Source organism: Actinopolymorpha singaporensis (assembly GCF_900104745.1).
GTDB classification, from domain to species: domain Bacteria; phylum Actinomycetota; class Actinomycetes; order Propionibacteriales; family Actinopolymorphaceae; genus Actinopolymorpha; species Actinopolymorpha singaporensis.
In genome coordinates, this window is the sequence record NZ_LT629732.1 from 4,302,782 (window position 1) to 4,319,719 (window position 16,938).

General features: G+C 72.3%; 16 protein-coding genes. 10 read left to right on the forward strand and 6 right to left on the reverse strand.

Translation table 11 applies throughout. The annotated features are described in order from the left end of the window. Positions 1-33 precede the first annotated feature (33 nt). The 3 genes from BLU27_RS19320 to BLU27_RS19330 are packed head-to-tail and all read left to right on the forward strand — an operon-like array spanning position 34 to position 3,250. On the forward strand, positions 34-1,635 hold the full coding sequence (locus BLU27_RS19320; RefSeq protein ID WP_092655077.1) for an N-acyl-D-amino-acid deacylase family protein: 1,602 nt from the start codon (positions 34-36) through the stop codon (positions 1,633-1,635). Next, positions 1,632-2,963 (forward strand): alanine racemase, encoded by a 1,332-nt coding sequence (locus BLU27_RS19325; RefSeq protein WP_092655078.1) that lies wholly within the window; start codon positions 1,632-1,634, stop codon positions 2,961-2,963. The genes BLU27_RS19320 and BLU27_RS19325 overlap by 4 nt, the downstream gene beginning before the upstream one ends. A 41-nt stretch (positions 2,964-3,004) precedes the next feature. Further along, a complete protein-coding gene (locus BLU27_RS19330) occupies positions 3,005-3,250 on the forward strand; it encodes a hypothetical protein (RefSeq protein ID WP_092655079.1) in 246 nt (81 codons plus the stop codon). 50 nt (positions 3,251-3,300) lie between these two features. Here the strand turns inward: BLU27_RS19330 and BLU27_RS19335 are convergent, their stop codons facing one another. Further along, the gene (locus BLU27_RS19335) at positions 3,301-3,678 is read right to left on the reverse strand and encodes a PPOX class F420-dependent oxidoreductase (RefSeq protein WP_092655080.1); all 378 of its coding nucleotides are present in this window, start codon (positions 3,676-3,678) and stop codon (positions 3,301-3,303) included. 129 nt (positions 3,679-3,807) lie between these two features. Between BLU27_RS19335 and BLU27_RS19340 the strand changes: the two genes are divergently transcribed. After that, a complete protein-coding gene (locus tag BLU27_RS19340; protein WP_157728692.1) occupies positions 3,808-4,425 on the forward strand; it encodes a TetR/AcrR family transcriptional regulator in 618 nt (205 codons plus the stop codon). An 88-nt stretch (positions 4,426-4,513) separates the two neighbouring features. Here the strand turns inward: BLU27_RS19340 and BLU27_RS19345 are convergent, their stop codons facing one another. Then, the gene (locus BLU27_RS19345; protein ID WP_092655082.1) at positions 4,514-5,269 is read right to left on the reverse strand and encodes a Clp protease N-terminal domain-containing protein; all 756 of its coding nucleotides are present in this window, start codon (positions 5,267-5,269) and stop codon (positions 4,514-4,516) included. A gap of 74 nt (positions 5,270-5,343) precedes the next feature. Then, positions 5,344-7,383: an N-acetylmuramoyl-L-alanine amidase gene (locus BLU27_RS19350; RefSeq protein ID WP_241827519.1), complete on the reverse strand. Its 2,040-nt coding sequence runs from the start codon at positions 7,381-7,383 to the stop codon at positions 5,344-5,346. A 202-nt stretch (positions 7,384-7,585) separates the two neighbouring features. On the opposite strand from BLU27_RS19350, the gene BLU27_RS19355 reads away from it, so the two are divergent. Both BLU27_RS19355 and BLU27_RS19360 read left to right on the forward strand, forming a co-directional pair. Beyond that, positions 7,586-8,320, forward strand: coding sequence for an MBL fold metallo-hydrolase (locus BLU27_RS19355; protein ID WP_092655083.1), 735 nt, complete (start codon positions 7,586-7,588; stop codon positions 8,318-8,320). A 118-nt stretch (positions 8,321-8,438) separates the two neighbouring features. Then, positions 8,439-9,449, forward strand: a complete 1,011-nt coding sequence (locus tag BLU27_RS19360; RefSeq protein ID WP_092655084.1) for an aldo/keto reductase — start codon at positions 8,439-8,441, stop codon at positions 9,447-9,449. 16 nt (positions 9,450-9,465) lie between these two features. Here the strand turns inward: BLU27_RS19360 and BLU27_RS19365 are convergent, their stop codons facing one another. Beyond that, on the reverse strand, positions 9,466-10,122 hold the full coding sequence (locus BLU27_RS19365) for an MBL fold metallo-hydrolase (RefSeq protein WP_092655085.1): 657 nt from the start codon (positions 10,120-10,122) through the stop codon (positions 9,466-9,468). Positions 10,123-10,197: 75 nt separating this feature from the next. Between BLU27_RS19365 and argS the strand changes: the two genes are divergently transcribed. The 4 genes from argS to BLU27_RS19385 all read left to right on the forward strand — a co-directional run bounded on the left by argS (position 10,198) and on the right by BLU27_RS19385 (position 14,493). Further along, entirely contained in the window at positions 10,198-11,931 is a 1,734-nt protein-coding gene (gene argS / locus BLU27_RS19370) for an arginine--tRNA ligase (protein ID WP_197681497.1), read from the forward strand. Between the two features lie 37 nt (positions 11,932-11,968). Next, positions 11,969-12,562, forward strand: a complete 594-nt coding sequence (locus BLU27_RS19375) for a DUF5998 family protein (RefSeq protein WP_092655087.1) — start codon at positions 11,969-11,971, stop codon at positions 12,560-12,562. A gap of 38 nt (positions 12,563-12,600) precedes the next feature. Continuing rightward, positions 12,601-13,761, forward strand: coding sequence for an alkaline phosphatase family protein (locus BLU27_RS19380; RefSeq protein WP_241827520.1), 1,161 nt, complete (start codon positions 12,601-12,603; stop codon positions 13,759-13,761). Positions 13,762-13,836: 75 nt separating this feature from the next. Next, a complete protein-coding gene (locus BLU27_RS19385; protein WP_092655089.1) occupies positions 13,837-14,493 on the forward strand; it encodes a thymidine kinase in 657 nt (218 codons plus the stop codon). A gap of 50 nt (positions 14,494-14,543) precedes the next feature. Here the strand turns inward: BLU27_RS19385 and BLU27_RS19390 are convergent, their stop codons facing one another. Together BLU27_RS19390 and BLU27_RS19395 are read right to left on the reverse strand one after the other, a co-directional pair. Further along, a complete protein-coding gene (locus BLU27_RS19390) occupies positions 14,544-15,902 on the reverse strand; it encodes a M20/M25/M40 family metallo-hydrolase (protein ID WP_479683686.1) in 1,359 nt (452 codons plus the stop codon). Between the two features lie 68 nt (positions 15,903-15,970). Next, the gene (locus BLU27_RS19395) at positions 15,971-16,921 is read right to left on the reverse strand and encodes a S66 peptidase family protein (protein WP_092655090.1); all 951 of its coding nucleotides are present in this window, start codon (positions 16,919-16,921) and stop codon (positions 15,971-15,973) included. Positions 16,922-16,938: the final 17 nt, after the last annotated feature.

Genomic DNA, 16,938 nt, shown 5'->3' on the forward strand with positions numbered 1-16,938 from the left:
GTGGCCGGAGCGCGCGGACGCGGCGAGGTGTGAGTGAGCGGGTACGACATCCTCCTGACCGGCGGCACCGTCGTGGACGGCACCGACCCGGGCGGCCCATCCGGTGGCGGCAGCGGAGCGCATCCACGACGCGCGGACGTCGGCATCAGGGACGGCCGGATCGCCGCCGTCGGGGACCTGGGCGGCGACGTCTCCGCCCGAACCGTTCTGGACGTCACCGGCCGGTACGTGCTCCCCGGCTTCGTCGACTCCCACGTGCACGCCGACGCGGTGCTCGGCCGTCCCGACGTCCAGGAAGCCATGCTCCGGCAGGGCGTCACCTCGGTGGTGCTCGGCCAGGACGGCCTGTCGTTCGCGCCCGGCTCGGCGGAGACGGTGGCCTACGTCGCCCGCTACTTCGCCGCCGTGGACGGTACGCCGCCGCCGGAGCTCGCGGGTGGTTGCACCGTCGCACAGTTGCTGGACTTCTACGACCGCAGAACTCCGGTCAACGTCGCCTACCTCGTTCCCCTCGGCACGGTCCGGCACGAGGTGCTCGGGCCCGACGACCATCCCGCCGGTGACCGGTTGCCCGAACTCGTGCGCCTGGTGGAGCAGGGACTGGACGAGGGCGCGGTCGGCGTCTCGACCGGGCTGGAGTACGTCCCCGGCGTGTTCGCCGACTTCGACGAGCTCGCCGCACTGTGCCGGGCCGCTGCCGCGGCGGGCGTGCCGTACGTCAGCCACCTGCGCAGCTACGACGGCGGCGACGCGCCCGGCATGGTCGAGGCCCGTGACCTCGGCCGGACGACCGGCGTCCCGATCCACGTCTCGCACCTGCGGGGGCGGGCCGAACCCCTCCTCGCCCACCTCGCCGACTGTGCAGCGGACGGCGTGGACGCGACCTTCGACGTCTACCCGCACATCTACGGCAACACCATCCTGGCGATGAAGGCGCTTCCGCCGCAGGTGCAGGCAGGCGGAGTCGAGGCGACCCTGCGCCGGCTCGCCGACCTGACCGTGCGCGCCGAGCTGCGGTCGAACTGGTTCCCGCGGGTCAGCACCGACCTTGCGCCGGCGATCCTCGGCTACGTGGCGGGGGAGAAGTTCCGCTGGGCCGAGGGCCGTACGCTCGCGCAGGCATGTGCGGAATCCGGGCTCGACCTGCCCGACCTGCTGTGCGACCTGTTGCTGGACAGCGACCTCGCGGTGGGCGCGATCATCCCGGCGCCGGGTGGTGACGAGTCCGACCTGCGGGCGATGCTGCGCGACGACCGGCACGTCGGCTGCTCCGACGCCATCTACCTCGGCGGACACCCGCACCCGCGCGGCTGGGGAGCGTTCGCGCGTTTCCTCGGCCGGCACACCCGGGAGCTGGGCGACTGGACGTGGCCCCAGGCAGCATGGCACCTTGCGGGGCATCCCGCCCGGCGGTTCCAGCTCGCCGACCGGGGCCGGCTGACCGAGGGCGCGGTCGCCGACGTCGTGGTGGTCGACCCCGAGCGGGTCCACGACCAGGCGACGTACGACCACCCGAGGCAGCTGGCCGACGGGGTGAACGACGTACTGGTCGCCGGCGAGCTCGTGCTGGCCGGCGGCGAACTCACCGGCGCGACCCCCGGACGCGCCCTGCGACGAGGAGAAGCCGGCCGATGACCACCACCACCGACGAGGCGAACGTTCCCGTGGCCGGCGTCGCCTACGACGCGCAGGTCCTCGACGCCACCCTGGCGGCGCTGCGCGAGCAGCCGATCGGCCCGGCGGAGAAGGGATTCACCGCTCTCGCCCCGCTGACGCCGGCGGATCTGGTCGAGCGCAAGGCCGGCTTGCGTACCGGCGAACTCACGTTCCCGTTGATGGTGCTGCGGGAGACCGCGCTGGCCGCGAACGTCTCCACCATGGCCGCCTGGTGCGGCGAACGCGGCGTGGTGCTTGCACCGCACGGGAAGACGTCGATGTCGCCGGAGATCACCGCGCGGCAGCTGCGGGCCGGTGCGTGGGGAATCACCGCGGCGACGATCGGGCAGGTGCGCGCCTACGCCGAGTGTGGCGTACGCCGGATCCTGCTGGCCAACCAGCTCGTCGATCCGGCCGGCATCGGCTGGCTGGCCGCGGCGACGACCGCCGACCCGGACCTCACCGTCTACGTCTGCGTCGACAGCACCGAGGGCGTGGCGCTGCTGGACGAGGCGCTGCGCGCGCACGCCGCGAGCCGGCCGCTGCCGGTGCTGGTCGAGATCGGCGTACCCGGCCGGCGGACCGGCGCGCGCGGGCACGACGCCGCCATGACCGTGGGCCGGGCCGCTGCCGCCGCACCGATGCTGCGGGTCGCGGGCGCAACGGGCTACGAGGGTGTGCTCGGGCACGGGCGCGACGAGCCCGCGCTCGCCGCCGCTGCGGAGTTCTGCCAGGAGGTACGCGCCCTCGGTGTCGCCCTGCGCGAGGAGGGCCTGGTGGACGTGCCCGACGGCCGGCTGCTGCTGTCCGCGGGCGGCAGCACGTACTTCGACGTGGTGGCGCAGGAGCTGACCGGCGTGCCGTCGTCGACGGTGGTCGTCCGCAGCGGCGGGTACGTCACCCACGACGAGGAGCTGTACGGCCACGCCACCCCGCTGCCCACCGGCGGCCGTCCGCACGAGCTCCGGGCTGCGCTGGAGGTGTGGGCGTACGTCCTGTCCCGGCCGGAGCCGACCCGGGCGCTGGTGGGGGCCGGCCGGCGGGACGTGCCCTTCGACGTCGCGCTGCCGTCGGTGCGCGCGGCGGTGGGTCCGGACGGTCGTCGCCGAGACGTCGAGGGTGTACGCGTCAGCGCACTCAACGACCAGCACGCGTTCCTCGACCTGCCGGCGGAGGCCGACCTGGCCGTCGGCGACCTGGTTCGCCTCGGGATCTCCCACCCGTGCACGGCCTTCGACAAGTGGCGGCTGGTCCCGGTCGTGGACGAGGACGACCGGATCGTCGAGGTGGCGCACACGCTGTTCTGACCCGCGGTCCGGATCCTGCCGCGGCCGGGTATCCAGCGGGCATGCGCAACCCACGCCTCGTCCTCGCCGCCCTGCTCGTCCCGGCCGCCCTCACGGTCGCGGCCAGCGCTCCCACAAGCGGTCACAGCATCTCGTTCCGGTACTACGACTCCGGCGACGGCGGGACCGGGGCGGACCAGTGTGCCAAGCCGCTGTCCGAGCGCGAGGGCGGATGGGCCTGTTACGAGGTCGACCCGTCGCGGGACGACTCGGCGTCAACCCGGGATTGGCATCAGCCCGGCGACTGAACAGCGCGGTGCCGACGACGGTCTCGGCGACGGCCTGCGACGTCGGCACGTCAGCGCCCGGTGTCACGGGCGTGCCGGGCGGTGAGTTCGTCGCTTTCCAGGCCCCAGGACACCACCCGGGTGGGGTGGATCCGGATCGTGTCCGCCAGCAGTTCGCCGCGGCCCCGGATCTCGATCCCACGCGGTTGCCACGGAGGGAGAACCTCGTCGACGACGAACGCGACCACACCGGTGCGCCGGATGTCGCGGTACTTCTTGGTCGCCTCGACGTTCCTGCCACCGAGGTCGATCGTGTCGTGCTCGGCGTTGTACGACCAGCCGGTCGGGGTGACGTGGGGCATGCCGTCCGGGCCGACGGTGGCGACCCGGCCGAGGCGGCGCTCGCCGCCGTCGAGGAAGGCGAGTTCGTTCGCGGTGAAGACACTCATCCGGGCTCCTTCGCGTGCTGGGCCGGCTGGGCAGCCCCGTCAGACGCCTGGCGGACCAGCCCGGAACTTGACGCGATGTATAGTTCCCAGAGTAGGCACGGCGTCCGGTTCATGCCAGGGAGAACGCAGATGCCGACGACGGAGCCGCCGGGCAACGCCAGGAGCCGGCGTACCCGGCAGGCCCTCCTGGGTGCCACCAGATCGATTCTGGAGAAGGACGGCTTCGAGGCACTGACCATGCAGTCGGTCGCCGACCGGGCAGGTGTCACCCGGGCCGCGATCTATCTGCACTTCCCGTCGCGAGCCCACCTGGTCGCCGCGTTGTCCGACTACATGGCAAAAGCCGCCGGGCTCTCGGAATCACTTGCGAAGGTGTGGGCCGCACCGGACGCGCCGGCCGCCCTGGAGGAGTGGGCACGCCACCTGGCCCGCTACCACGTTCGACTGCTGGCCGTCGACCGCGCGGTCGAGCGGGTACGCCGGGACGACGCGGACGCTGCCGCACACCGGGCGCGGGTGCGGGCCGCGAAACTCGCCAACTGTCGCCGGCTCGCCGACCGGCTCGCGACGGAGGATCGGCTGCCTCCGCCGTGGACACCGGCGACAGCCGCGGACATGCTCTATGCGCTGTCGACGTCGGACGTCGTGGAGTCGCTGGTCGCGGACCGACACTGGTCCCAGCGGCGGCTGGCCGACCACCTCGGCCGACTGCTGCGGGCGAGCTTCGTCAGCGCGGCCAGTCCCTGACGGGGCGCGAGACCCGACCCGGACCCGGGCCGCGGCGGCGTGCCCATGTCACTGGGGACGGCACGCCGCCACGGTCGGACTCCAAGCCCTATGCGCGCTTGCGGGTGCGCTTTGCCGCGGGGCGCTCGGGGGCCTGGGCGGACTGCCGGCTCACCTCGTCGCGCAGGGCGGCGTAGTCCAGTCCGGCCTCGGCGAGTGCCTGGCCGGCCGGAGTGCGCGGGTCGCTGGTCAGGGCGAGAAGCACGTGCTCGGTGCCGATCTCGCCGCGGCCCAGCCGAAGGGCCTCGCGCACCGCGACGTCCAGCGCCCGAACCGAGGCCCGGCCGAGGGGTGGGTTCTTCGTGACCCGGCGCGGGCCCTCCGCGGTGAGCCGCGACCGCGCGGCGCGGCGAACGTCGGCCACTCGCACACCCGAGGCCTTCACCGCGCCGACGGCGCCGCCACTGCGGTTGTCCAGCAACGCCAGCAGCAGGTGCAGGTCGTCGACGTAACGGTGGTGATGGGAGACGGCAAGGTCACGGGCCGCCGCAAGGGTGGCCGTCGCCCGAGTGCTGTAGGGGAGAGCGGCGCGGCTGCCCGCCGCCTCCACGTCGACCCCCTCAGCCGGAACGAACCGCTGCTGAGCCGCCTGCCGGGTGACGCCGAGCGCCGCACCGATGTCGGTCCAGGACGCGCCCTCGTGGCGCGCCTGGTCGACGAAGTGCGCGACCACGTGCTGCGCAAGAGCGTCCAACCGCGTCGCAGCCGCCCGTGCGGCACCGACCCGCTCCAGCGGAGTGGCCTCGGTCTGTTCGCCTTCCACCGCGGCGATGATCTGGTCGAGATCCAAGTCGTTGACAGCCATGGGGACAGACTGGTTGGATGATCGCCCTATGTCAAGCAGACCTTGACATAGTTGGCCGCACGTAGCCTCGTGGTTCAGCCGGTGGGAGACACGAGGTCGACGTCGTCGGCGAGCACGTAGCCGACCCGGTGGCCGAACTGCACCTGGTAGTAACGCATCTGCCCACGGATGACCTGGTGGTCGGCGGGGTCGAAGGTCACCGCACGGTAGTACTCCGCCTCCGCCTGCAGTCCGAGCACGTAGTCCTGCCCGGCGGGCCAGGTGTACTGCAACGGCACCAACGCCTGCACGGGAACGTCCGGCGGATAGGCGGCGGCCTCGGGGTAGGCGCGGCCGTAGATCTGCACCGAAGCCTTTCCCTGCTTGGGTTTCACCAGCGTCGCCTTCGTCCACACCGCACGCGGAGCGTCGGCCGGGTTGAAGAACCACCCCTTCTGGCCGAGGTACCAGATCGCGGTCCACTCACCACGCACCTCCGCGACGGCGTACTGCTGACCGGTGGAGACCCGGCTGCCGATGTCGGCGACGTTGGTCGTACTCACACCGTCGGGCGGGTTGCTGCCCACGTCCCGGAGCAGGGGAGCGTCCTGACGGGGCTCGGTGTGTAGGAGCACTGCCGACGACGGCCAGGCCCGGCAGCGGCGCGGCCGTCCCTCTGACGGCGGGCCGGGGTTGTCCTCGCAGTGGGTGAAGACGGGCCGGTTGGTCGCGAAGTTCGGCTTGATGGTCACGACTCCACCGGCGGAGGAGGCGTTCTGGGTGAACGGTGCGCCGAGGAGCTCGAAGTAGTGGGCCCAGTCCCAGTAGGGGCCCGGGTCCCAGTGCATTCCCTCCACCAGACCGGGAGTGACGCCGGGAACGTTGTCGTGGCCCAGGATGTGCTGGCGGTCCAGCGGGATGTCGTACTTCGCAGCGAGGTATCGCACCAGGGAGGCGGAGTTGCGGTACATCACCTCGGTGAACCAGTCGCCGCGCGCGGCGTAGCCCTCGTGCTCCAGTCCGATCGACTTCGCGTTGACGTACCAGTTGCCCGCGTGCCAGGCGACGTCCTTGGTGGCTACGTGCTGGGCGATGTGGCCGTCGCTGTCGCGCAAGGTGTAGTGCCAGCTGACGTAGGTCGGGTCCTGGGCAAGCCTGATGGTGCCGGCGTAGCTGCCCTCGGTGCTGTGGATGACGATGTAGCGCACCTTCTGGCTGTTCGGCCGGTCAGCGAGGTCGTGGTTTCCGTAGTCGCCGTCGCCGAGTTCCTGGTACGGCGCGGGAATCCACTCACACCCGAGGCCGGCGGGACACTCCACCTGCTCCGCTGCGTTCGTGGCGGTGTGCAAGCCCAGCTTGCGCAGCCAGCTCCGGTCCGCACGTACGCCGGTCGCCGCGAGCGTGACCCGCCGGCCGTCGTCGGTCGTGCGGGTCGCGCCCTTCCGGATCTGGGCGTAAACCTCGTCGGCGAACGAGCGGGCCGTGGTCTCCTCGGTGGCGCCGGAGTACGCCGCGACCGCGCCGTACCAGTCACCGGGGTCGGTGGCGCCCGCTCCGCCCAACCGGCGTTGGTACTCCGCGAGCACCGCCGCACCGCCACGGATGTTGGCGGCCGGCTCGGTGCGCAAGGTGGCCTTGCCCAGGCCGGTCAACCGCGCGGCGAGGTCGACGGTCTGGAAGGCCGGGCCACGGGGCACCCTCGTCGCGCCCGGGCGCGACGGGTCGCCGCGTTCCCCCGGAGCCGGTGCGCCGTCGCGGGCCGTGGCCGCGGCCAGGTCGGTGAGGTGCATCGGGCCGTAGCCGCCTGCCATGGAAGGCCGTCCCTGGTGGGCGTCCCAGCGCGTCTCGAGGTAGGACACACCGAGCAACACCGGCAGAGGTACGGCGTACTCCCGAGCGGCCCGAACGAACGCCGCCTGGCCGGAGGCCGAAACCCCTGCTGTGGTTGAGCCCTGAGTGCTCTGCCCGCCCTGCCCGCCCTGGACACCCTGGACACCTGCACCCTGGACCGACGCCCGGGCGCCGACGGCGGGTACGCCGCTCATCGCCAGTGCCGCGGCCGCCACGGCGGCGGTGGCGACGCCCACGCGCAGGGACCGCGACTTCCTGGGCTTCCTCGGAAAGCTCCGGCGCATCACTGACCTCCCCGTCAGCCACGCGGCACCGGCCCACGCCGCGCGATGTCGCGCTCAGCGTTATCCCACCTGCCGAGCCGCGTCAACGGATTGCGCACAACCGGACGTCGCCGCAGATATTTCCCGGCCACTCCTCCGCGGAAGGACACCCAAGGGCTCGGACCGGCCACGCGCCGGCGCCGGCTGCCCTACCGTGGTGCGAATGAAGGCAACCACCGTGGTTCCGGGCGTCTACCGCATCAAGCACGGGTTCGTCAGCTCCTACGTCGTGGAGTCCGACGACGGCCTCGTCCTGGTCGACACCGGCGAACGCAAGGACGACGAGGACATTGCCGAGGGCCTGCGGCAGCTTGGCCGGGAGGCGGCGCAGATCCGCCACATCCTGGTGACGCACCACCATTCCGACCACGTTGGGGGCCTGGCCGCGATGGTGCGGCGTACTGGTGCTTCGGTATACGCCCATCCGATCGACGCGGGTGTGGTGCGTGGCGACACTCCACGGCAGTGGCCGCAGTGGGAGGGCATCGTCGCCCGCGTGCTGGGTCCCCTCGTCGCGCGGATGAACGCCCGGGGCGGAGAACCCGAGCCCGCGCCGGTCGACGTCGAGGTCGACGAGGGGCAGCGGCTGCCGTTCGCGGGCGGGATCCGGGTGATCCACACACCGGGCCACACCCGCGGGCATCTGTCGTTCCTGCTCGAACGCGACGGCGGAACGCTCCTCGTCGGCGACGCGGCGGTCCACCTCGCCGGTATCCGCTCGTCCGCCGGCCGGGCAGGGGAGATCGTCACCGAGGACATGCCGGCGGCCGCGCGGAGCTTCCGCCGGCTCGGGGAACTCGACTTCGAGAAGGCCGTGTTCGGCCATGGCGAGCCGATCCTGTCCGGTGCGTCCGAGCGCTTCCGGCGGAAGGCCGGTCGCGGGCGCGGTCGTTCCTAGCCGGCTCAGGGTGCCGGCGGCGAGGCCGCCCACCAGGCCCGACAGGCCGAATTGGTCCGGTGATCGACCTCGCGATCGGCTCGTCCGCGCGGGCTGATCCGCCCGTAGGTTTCGGTTCATGGAACACCGTTATCTCGGCCGCACAGGCCTGCGGGTCAGCGAACTCTGCCTCGGCACCATGACGTTCGGACAGTCCACCGACGAGGCGACCAGCCACAAGATGCTGGACCGCTTCGTGGAAGCCGGCGGGACCTTCGTGGACACCGCCGACGTCTACGGCGCCGGCTCCAGTGAGGAGGTCGTCGGCCGCTGGCTGTCGTCCGCGAACCGCGACGACATCGTGCTCGCCACCAAGGTGTACGGCCGGATGGGCGCGGGCCAGAACGACACCGGCGCCGGCCGCAAGCACATCATGGCGGCGGTGGAGGCCAGCCTGCGCAGACTCGGCACCGACTACATCGATCTGTACCAGGTGCACGTCTTCGACGACGGTACGCCGATGGAGGAGACGCTCGGCACCCTCGACCGGCTGGTGCAAAGCGGCAAGGTCCGGTACGTCGGAGCCAGCAACTACACCGGCTGGCAGTTGCAGAAGTCGGTCGACGTCGCCCGGCACAACGGCTGGGAGCCGTTCGCCTGCCTGCAACCGCTGTACAACCTGCTCGACCGCGACGCCGAACTCGAACTCGTCCCCGTCTGCGAGCGCGAGGGCCTCGGCCTGATCGCCTGGAGCCCGCTGCGCGGCGGCTGGCTGTCCGGCAGGTACCGCCGCGGCGCCGGCGGTGCGGTGACCGGCTCCCGCGTCGACGAGGCGAGCGGCAACGAGAACGGCGAGAGCTGGGAGCGTTACGCCAACGAGCGCACCTGGACCGTCCTGGACGCGCTGCACGACATCGCCGAGTCGACAGGTCACTCGCCCGCGCAGGTCGCACTGCGCTGGCTCGTGCAACGGCCCGGGGTGACGGCGCCGATCATCGGCGCGCGCACACTGGAGCAGTTCGACGACAACCTCGGCGCGGCCGGCTGGTCACTGAGCGCTGCGGAGATGGCCCGGCTGGACGAGGCAAGTGAGTTCACCCGCCCCTATCCGTACGCCCTGCTGCGGTCGTTCGTCCGCAGGCCCGCCTGAGCCGAAGCCGCCGCTCTCACCAGCCGCGGGCGCGCCACTGCGGCAGGTGGGGCCGCTCGGCACCGAGCGTGGTGTCGGCGCCGTGGCCGGGGTAGACCCACGTCTCGTCCGGCAGGCGGTCGAACAGCTTGTGCTCCACGTCGTCGATCAACCGGGTGAAGTCCTTCTTCGACCCGTGGGTGTTGCCGACCCCGCCGGGGAACAGGCTGTCACCGGTGAACAGGTGCGGGCGCCCGCCCGGCTCGTCGTAACACAACGCCACCGAGCCGGGCGTGTGCCCGACCAGGTGGGTGACGGTGAGGACGCAGGACCCGACGCGTACCTCGTCGCCGTCGTGCAGCGGCTCGGTGGTGGGCACCCTGATGCCGGGCGCGTCGTCGACGTGGGCGGCGGTCGCCGCGCCGGTCCGGTGGACGACCTCGGCCAGGGCCTGCCAGTGGTCGCCGTGCCGGTGGGTGGTGATCACCCGGGCCAGCGGCGCGCCTCCGAGCAGGTCGATCAGCGTGCCGGCGTCGTTGGCCGCGTCGATCAGGACCTGCTCGCCGGTCTCCCGGCAGCGCAGCAGGTAGGCGTTGTTGTCCATCGGGCCCACCGAGATCTTGGTCAGGGTCAGCCCGGCGAGTTCGCGGACCGCTGGGGCGCCCCCAACCTTCACATTTCCGTCGTACGCCATGGCACGGACGGTAGCGCACCGCCAAGTGACCCGCCGCGTGCTTCCGGGTGGGTGGGCATGCGATCCTTACGTGTTGTGACCGACCTTCCCGAGCTGCTCGCGCAGAAGCTGGCCCGTGCCTTCGCCGACGTGGCGGGATCGCCCGCCGATCCGGCGGTGCGCCGTTCCGACCGTGCCGACTACCAGGCCGATGGCGCGCTGCGCCTGGCAAAGCAGCTCGGCCGCCCGCCGCGCGAGGTGGCGGCAGAGGTGCTGGAGCGCGCCGACCTCGGCGAACTGGTCGCCAACGCGGAGATCGCCGGGCCCGGGTTCGTCAACCTCACCGTCGCCGACGAGGCGCTCTCCGGGCTGGTCGAGCAGATGTCGGCCGACACCGAACGGCTCGGGGTGGCCACGATTCCGGAGCCGGAGCGGGTCCTGGTCGACTACTCCGGCCCGAACGTCGCCAAGGAGATGCATGTCGGGCACCTGCGCTCGACGATCATCGGCGACGCCCTGTCCAGGCTCCTGAGCCATCTCGGCCACGACGTCATACGCCAGAACCACATCGGCGACTGGGGCACGCAGTTCGGCATGCTGATCGAGCACATGCTCGACCTCGGCGCCGGCGAGACGGCACAGGAGCTGTCCGTCGGTGACCTCGGTGAGTTCTACCGCGACGCCCGGGCGAAGTTCGACGCCGACCCGGACTTCGCCGACCGGTCCCGCCGCCGGGTGGTCGTTCTGCAGGGCGGCGACCCCGAGACGCTCGCCCTGTGGCGGGTGCTGGTGGAGGAGTCCGAGCGCTACTTCGCCGCCGTCTACGAGCGGTTGTCGGTGCTGCTGACGCCTGCGGACATCGCGGGGGAGTCCAGCTACAACGACCAGCTGGCCTCGGTGATCGACGAGCTCGTCCAGCTCGGGCTGGCCCGGGAGAGCGAGGGCGCGCTGTGTGCCTTCCCCGAGGGCTTCACCGGCCGCGACGGCGGGCCGATGCCGTTGATCCTGCGCAAGAGCGACGGCGGTTTCGGGTACGACACGACCGACCTGGCCGCCCTGCGCCACCGCGTCCACGACCTGAAGGCCCGCCGGCTGGTCTACATCACCGACCTCGGCCAGCGGCTGCACTTCGAGCTGGTGTTCCAGACCGGCCGGGAGGCCGGCTGGCTCGGTGCCGACGCGCGGGCGGAGTTCCAGGGCTTCGGCGTCGTGCTCGGCCCGGACCGCAAGCGGCTGCGCACCCGGGCCGGTGAGTCGGTCAAGCTGATCGACCTGATCGAGGAGGCGGTCCGGCGGGCCGCGGCGGTAGTGGCGGAGAAGGCCCCCCACCTGTCCGCGGAGGAGCAGGCCGAGGTCGCCCAGATCGTGGGCATCGGCGCGCTGAAATACGCCGACCTGTCCAACGACCGGGCAAAGGACTACGTCTTCGACTGGGACCGGATGCTGTCCTTCGACGGCAACACCGCGCCGTACCTCCAGTACGCCCACGCCCGGATCCACTCCGTCTTCCGGCGTGGCGAGATCGACCCGGCGAGCCTGGCCGGCGCCAAGGTGGTGCTCGCCGACCCGGCCGAGCACGCCCTGGCCCTGCGGCTCACCGAGTTCGAGGGCGTGCTGCACAAGGCGGTCGAGGAGGTGGAGCTGCACCGCATCGCGGGGTACCTCTTCGACCTGGCCACCGCGTTCACGTCGTTCTACGAGCGCTGCCCCGTGCTGCGCGCGGAGGACGAGGCGACCCGGACCAGCCGCCTCGTCCTGTGCGACGTGACCGCCCGGGTACTGGCCACCGGACTGTCGCTGCTGGGGATTGCCGCGCCGATCCGCATGTAGGACGCTGCCCTCGAGGCAGGCGTGGAAGGATGACCGCATGAGTGAGTCCGCGAGCGCGACGCAGGGGCTGCGCGCGGCCATCGACCGCAGTGGCTACTACCCGGACGTCGTCGCCGACGCGTTGGAGACCTGTCTGGCCGGTGAACGGGTCGTCTCCTTTTTCGTCCACCACGAGCCGACGTTCTACTCCGAGGAGGTACGCCGGCACATCACGGTGCTCGTCCTCACGCCGAGCAGGCTGGTCCTCGGCCACACCGACGAGCACCCGGCCGACGACACCCTGCCGACGCCGTACGCCACCGCCTCCACCGAGGCGGTGCCCATCGACCGGGTGAGTTCGATCGTGGTGAGCCGGGTGGTGGCCAACCCGGCCGCGTACGAGCCGGGCGGCGCCGTTCACGAGGCGATCCTCACCATCGGCTGGGGCGCGATGGGCCGGCTCGACCTGGAGCCCGCCACCTGCGCCGACCCCAACTGCGAGGCCGACCACGGTTACACCGGCACGTTCTCCTCCGACGATCTCACCGTGCGGGTGAGCTCGGCGGTGGAGGGCGGCGACGCCGTGGGCAGGCTGCTCGGCTTCGCGCAGGAACTGTCCGTACTCACCCGGCGCCCGCCGCAGTTTCGATGACCTCGCCGGAGGGGGGCGGGCCGGGTACGCCGGCCCCGTTGGCTCCGCTGCCTCCCTCGGCTCCGCTGCCTGCCTCGGCTGCGTCGGATCTGGTGCTCCCGCGCTACGGCGCCGGCGCGTTGTCCGACGTGGTGCCGTCCGCCCTCGCCGCCCTCGGAGTCGAGGGCGAGCATGACCTGCTCGGCCTGCCGCCGTCGGACAGGTACGTCGTCATGCTCGTCGACGGGCTGGGCTGGCACCTCCTGCACCGCCACGCAGAGGACGCGCCGTTCCTCACCGGCGAGGGCCGGATCAGGCGCTCGCTGACCGTGGGCGCGCCGTCCACCACCTCCACCAGCCTGGCGAGCCTGGGCACCGGGCTCCCGCCGGGCCGGCACGGCATCGTCGGCTACACCATGGCCATCCCGGGCACCGACCGGCTGCTCAACACGTTGCGCTGGGACACCACGGTGGAGCCGCTGGTGTGGCAGCCGCACCAGACGGCGTTCGAACGCGGCGTCCAGGCCGGAGTGGCCGTCACCACCGTGTCCCGCAAGGCGTTCCGGGGCTCGGGCATCACGGTGGCCGGGCTGCGCGGCGGGGAGTTCGTCCCCGCGGACAGCGCCGGGCAGGCCACGGCGGGAACAGTCGAGGCGAGCCGGCGCGGAGACCGCAGCCTGGTCTACCTGTACGAGGGTGACCTGGACTGGACCGGCCACCGCGCGGGCGTGAACTCTCCCGCGTGGCGGCACCAGCTGTCCGCGCTCGACCACTTCGCCGCCCGGCTGCGCTCGGCGCTGCCGGCCGACGTCGTACTCCTGGTCACCGGTGACCACGGAATGCTGGACGTGGCGCCGGATCGCCGGGTGGACGTCGACTCCGCGCCGCAGCTGCGCGCCGGTGTGCGGATGGTCGGCGGCGACCCGCGGCTGCGATACCTCTACACCCACGAGGGAGCAGCCGGCGACGTGGTGGCGACGTGGCGGGAGCGGCTCGGCGACGGGGCCCTCGTACTGGGCCGGGACGAGGCGATCGCGACCGGGTGGTTCGGCGAGGTGGAGGACCGCGTGCGCCCGCGAATCGGTGACGTGGTGATCGCCGCGCTGGACGAAACGGCGGTGGAGTGCAGGCGGGACTTCCCGATGGAGCCGCTGATGGTCGGCTGGCACGGCTCGCTCACCGCCGAGGAGATGCTGGTGCCGCTGGTGGTGGCCGACTGACCGGGTGATCGCCCTCAGCCGACCACTCGCCCCCGCCGACCACCCGGCGCGGTCGATAGGCGAGGATGGCCCGCCGTGGCCGACCTCGTCTTCTTCACCGGAACCATGGACTGCGGCAAGTCGACGCTTGCCCTGCAGCTGGACCACAACGCCCGGCAACGCGGCCTCGCGGGACGGCTGTTCACCTGCCACGACCGGGCCGGCGCGGCTACCCTGTCCAGCCGGCTGGGACTCACCGTGCCCGCCGTGGAGGTACGCCCGCACCTCGACCTCCAGCAGTACGTCGTCGCCGAGATGACCGCGGGAGCGCGTATCGACTACCTCATCTGCGACGAGGCGCAGTTCTACTCCGCTGCGCAGATAGAGCAGCTCGGGCGGGTCGTGGACGAGCTGAGCGTCGAGGTCTACGCGTTCGGCATCCTCACCGACTTCCGCACCCGGCTGTTCGAGGGCAGCCAGCGGCTGGTCGAACTCGCCGACCGGTTGGAGTCGCTGCAGGTGCAGGCCCTGTGCTGGTGCGGTCGCCGCGGCACCCACAACGCCCGGACGGTGGCCGGAGTGATGGTCACCGAGGGGGAGCAGGTCGTGGTCGGCGACACCGACGAGGGAGCCACCCTGGAGATCGGGTACGAGGTGCTGTGCCGGCGCCACCATCGCCGGCGGGTCACCGCGCACGCCGCGGGAGCCGGATCGCCGTCGCCGGACGTCCTGCCGTTCGGCGCGTCCGCCTGACGCGGAGCCTTCCGGACCGGCCGGGCCGGGACGCGGCCCCGCAGCGGGCCTCAGACCGTACGCAGGAAGTGGTCCAGCACCCGCGCCCCGAACCGCAGACCGTCCACCGGCACCCGCTCGTCGACCCCGTGCGCCAGGCCCCGGAGCGGGAAGTCGGCCGGCAGCCGCAGCGGGGAGAAGCCGTAGCCCGCGATGCCGAGCCGGGCGAACGACTTGGCGTCGGTGCCGCCGCCCATGCAGTACGGCACCACCACGGCGTCGGGGTCCTGCGTACGCAACGCTGCGGCCATCGCCTCGAACCACGGCGAGTCGATCGGCGCGGACACTGCCTCGGTGTAGTCCAGGATCTCCCGCTCGACGTGGGGCCCGAGGAGCTCGTCGATGGTGTCCAGGAACTCCTGCTCGGTGCCCGGGAGCGCGCGGCCGTCGATGTTGGCGTGCGCGGTGCCGGGGATGACGTTGATCTTGTAGCCCGCGTCCAGCATCGTCGGCGTCGCCGTCGCCCGGACCGTCGCGGCGGCGAGCGCCCCGGCCTTGCCCAGCCGGTCGATCGTGGCGTCGACGTCGGCCAGGTCGACGTCGACGCCCAGCGCCGCGCCGGTGCGTTCGAGGTAGGCCCGCACGGTCGGGGTGAGCCGGACCGGCCACTCGTACGCCGCGATCCGGGCGAGCGCGTGCGCCAGCCGGACGACGGCGTTGTCGGGATTGGGGCGGGAGCCGTGACCGGCCCGCCCGCGGGCAGTGAGCCGCAGGTGGATGGTGCCGCGCTCGGCGGCGGCAACCGGATACAGGCGCACGCCGTCCACGTCGAAGGAGTGCCCGCCGGACTCGCTGATCCCGATGGCGCAGCCGGCGAACAGGTCCGGGTGCTCGTCGACCAGCCAGCTCGCGCCGTAGTCGCCGTGCGCCTCCTCGTCGGCGACGAACGCCACCACGACGTCGCGCCGCGGCCGCAGACCGGCCGCGGACCACGACCGCACCACGGCGAGCACCATCGCGCACATGTCCTTCATGTCGACCGCGCCGCGGCCCCACACCAGGCCGTCGCGAATCTCACCGGAGAACGGCGGCACCGACCACTCGGCCGGATCCGCGGGTACGACATCGAGGTGGGCGTGGACCAGCACTGCCTCCGCCGCCGGGTCGGTGCCGGGGATGCGGACCACGACGTTGGCCCGCCGGGGCGCGGACTCCAGCAGTGTGGGGGACAGGCCCGCGTCGGTGAGCACGCCCGCGACGTACTCGGCGGCCTCGCGCTCACCCGCCGAATCCCCGGGCCCCCGGTTTGTGGTGTCGAAGCGGATCAGCCGGGCGCACAGGTCCTCCACGCCCTCCTCCGGCCGGTGGGCCGGCGAAGTGTCGACGTGCTGCTCGGTCGCGTTGGTGTTGGCCTCGTCGATTCCGGTCACGTCCGCCCCTTCGCTCAGGTTCGCTTCGTACTCGCTTCGTCCTTGCTTGGTCTGGTTGGTGATTCTCGTCAGCCCAGGGCCTCGGTGAGGTTCAACTGCGCCACCCCGCTCCCGGGGTCGGCGACCAGCTCCACCTCCGCACCGAGCGGGACCGAGAGCTGTGCCGGGCAGTGCCCGAAACCGAGCTCCCAGATGACGGGTACGCCGAGCCCGCCGAGCCGGTCGGCGAGCACCGCCCGCACCGTCTCCAGGTCGCCGGACTCCACCCACGAGCCCAGCGCGATCCCGGCCACTCCCTCGAAGTACCCCGCACGCAGCAGGTGGGTCACGAAGTGGTCGATGCGGTACGGCTCCTCGGTGACGTCCTCGAGCAGGACGATCGACCCCGGCGGTGGCGGCGCGACGTCGGGCACTCCGCGTCCGGAGACGACCAGGCTGAGGTTGCCGCCGACGGTGCGCCCGCGTGCCCGGCCGGGCACCATGGGCTGCGCCAGCGGGCCGGACAGCACCAGGCCGGCATCCGGCTCGAACAGCAGCCGGCGGAGGTTCTCCTGGGCCGCCGGGTCGTCCACGAACGACGCTGTCCCCACCATCGCCCCGAACACCGTTGGTATGCCGAGCCGGGAGCCGATCACCTGGTGCAGCGCGGTGACGTCGCTGGAGCCGGTGAACACCTTCGGCGAGGCGGCGGTGATCGCGTCCCAGTCGAGCAGGTCGAGGATACGGAGCGCGCCGTACCCGCCGCGGGCGCAGAAGATCGCGGCCACGCCCGGGTCGCACCAGGCACGGGTCAGGTCACCGGCCCGGTCGGCGTCGGCACCGGCGAGGTAGTCGAAGGTCGGGTGCCGGTCGCGGGCGTGCGGGGCGACCTCGACCTCCAGGCCCCAGGAGCTGAGGACGGCGAGGCCCTTGTCCAGATACTCCGGTACCAGCGGTCCGGACGGCGCCACCACCACCGCCCGATCACCGGGACGCAGCCGGCACCACCCGACCGGACGGGGGAACGCGGATGTCGGCATCGAACCCTCCTCGGCGG

Coding starts and splice junctions, on each gene's coding strand:
- BLU27_RS19345 (WP_092655082.1), bottom strand. CDS start 5,269: ATGGCTGTCAACGACTTGGATCTCGACCAGATCATCGCCGCGGTGGAA.
- BLU27_RS19395 (WP_092655090.1), bottom strand. CDS start 16,921: ATGCCGACATCCGCGTTCCCCCGTCCGGTCGGGTGGTGCCGGCTGCGT.
- BLU27_RS19365 (WP_092655085.1), bottom strand. CDS start 10,122: ATGGCGTACGACGGAAATGTGAAGGTTGGGGGCGCCCCAGCGGTCCGC.
- BLU27_RS19360 (WP_092655084.1), top strand. CDS start 8,439: ATGGAACACCGTTATCTCGGCCGCACAGGCCTGCGGGTCAGCGAACTC.
- BLU27_RS19340 (WP_157728692.1), top strand. CDS start 3,808: ATGCCGACGACGGAGCCGCCGGGCAACGCCAGGAGCCGGCGTACCCGG.
- BLU27_RS19375 (WP_092655087.1), top strand. CDS start 11,969: ATGAGTGAGTCCGCGAGCGCGACGCAGGGGCTGCGCGCGGCCATCGAC.
- BLU27_RS19355 (WP_092655083.1), top strand. CDS start 7,586: ATGAAGGCAACCACCGTGGTTCCGGGCGTCTACCGCATCAAGCACGGG.
- BLU27_RS19325 (WP_092655078.1), top strand. CDS start 1,632: ATGACCACCACCACCGACGAGGCGAACGTTCCCGTGGCCGGCGTCGCC.
- BLU27_RS19350 (WP_241827519.1), bottom strand. CDS start 7,383: ATGCGCCGGAGCTTTCCGAGGAAGCCCAGGAAGTCGCGGTCCCTGCGC.
- BLU27_RS19335 (WP_092655080.1), bottom strand. CDS start 3,678: ATGAGTGTCTTCACCGCGAACGAACTCGCCTTCCTCGACGGCGGCGAG.
- BLU27_RS19330 (WP_092655079.1), top strand. CDS start 3,005: ATGCGCAACCCACGCCTCGTCCTCGCCGCCCTGCTCGTCCCGGCCGCC.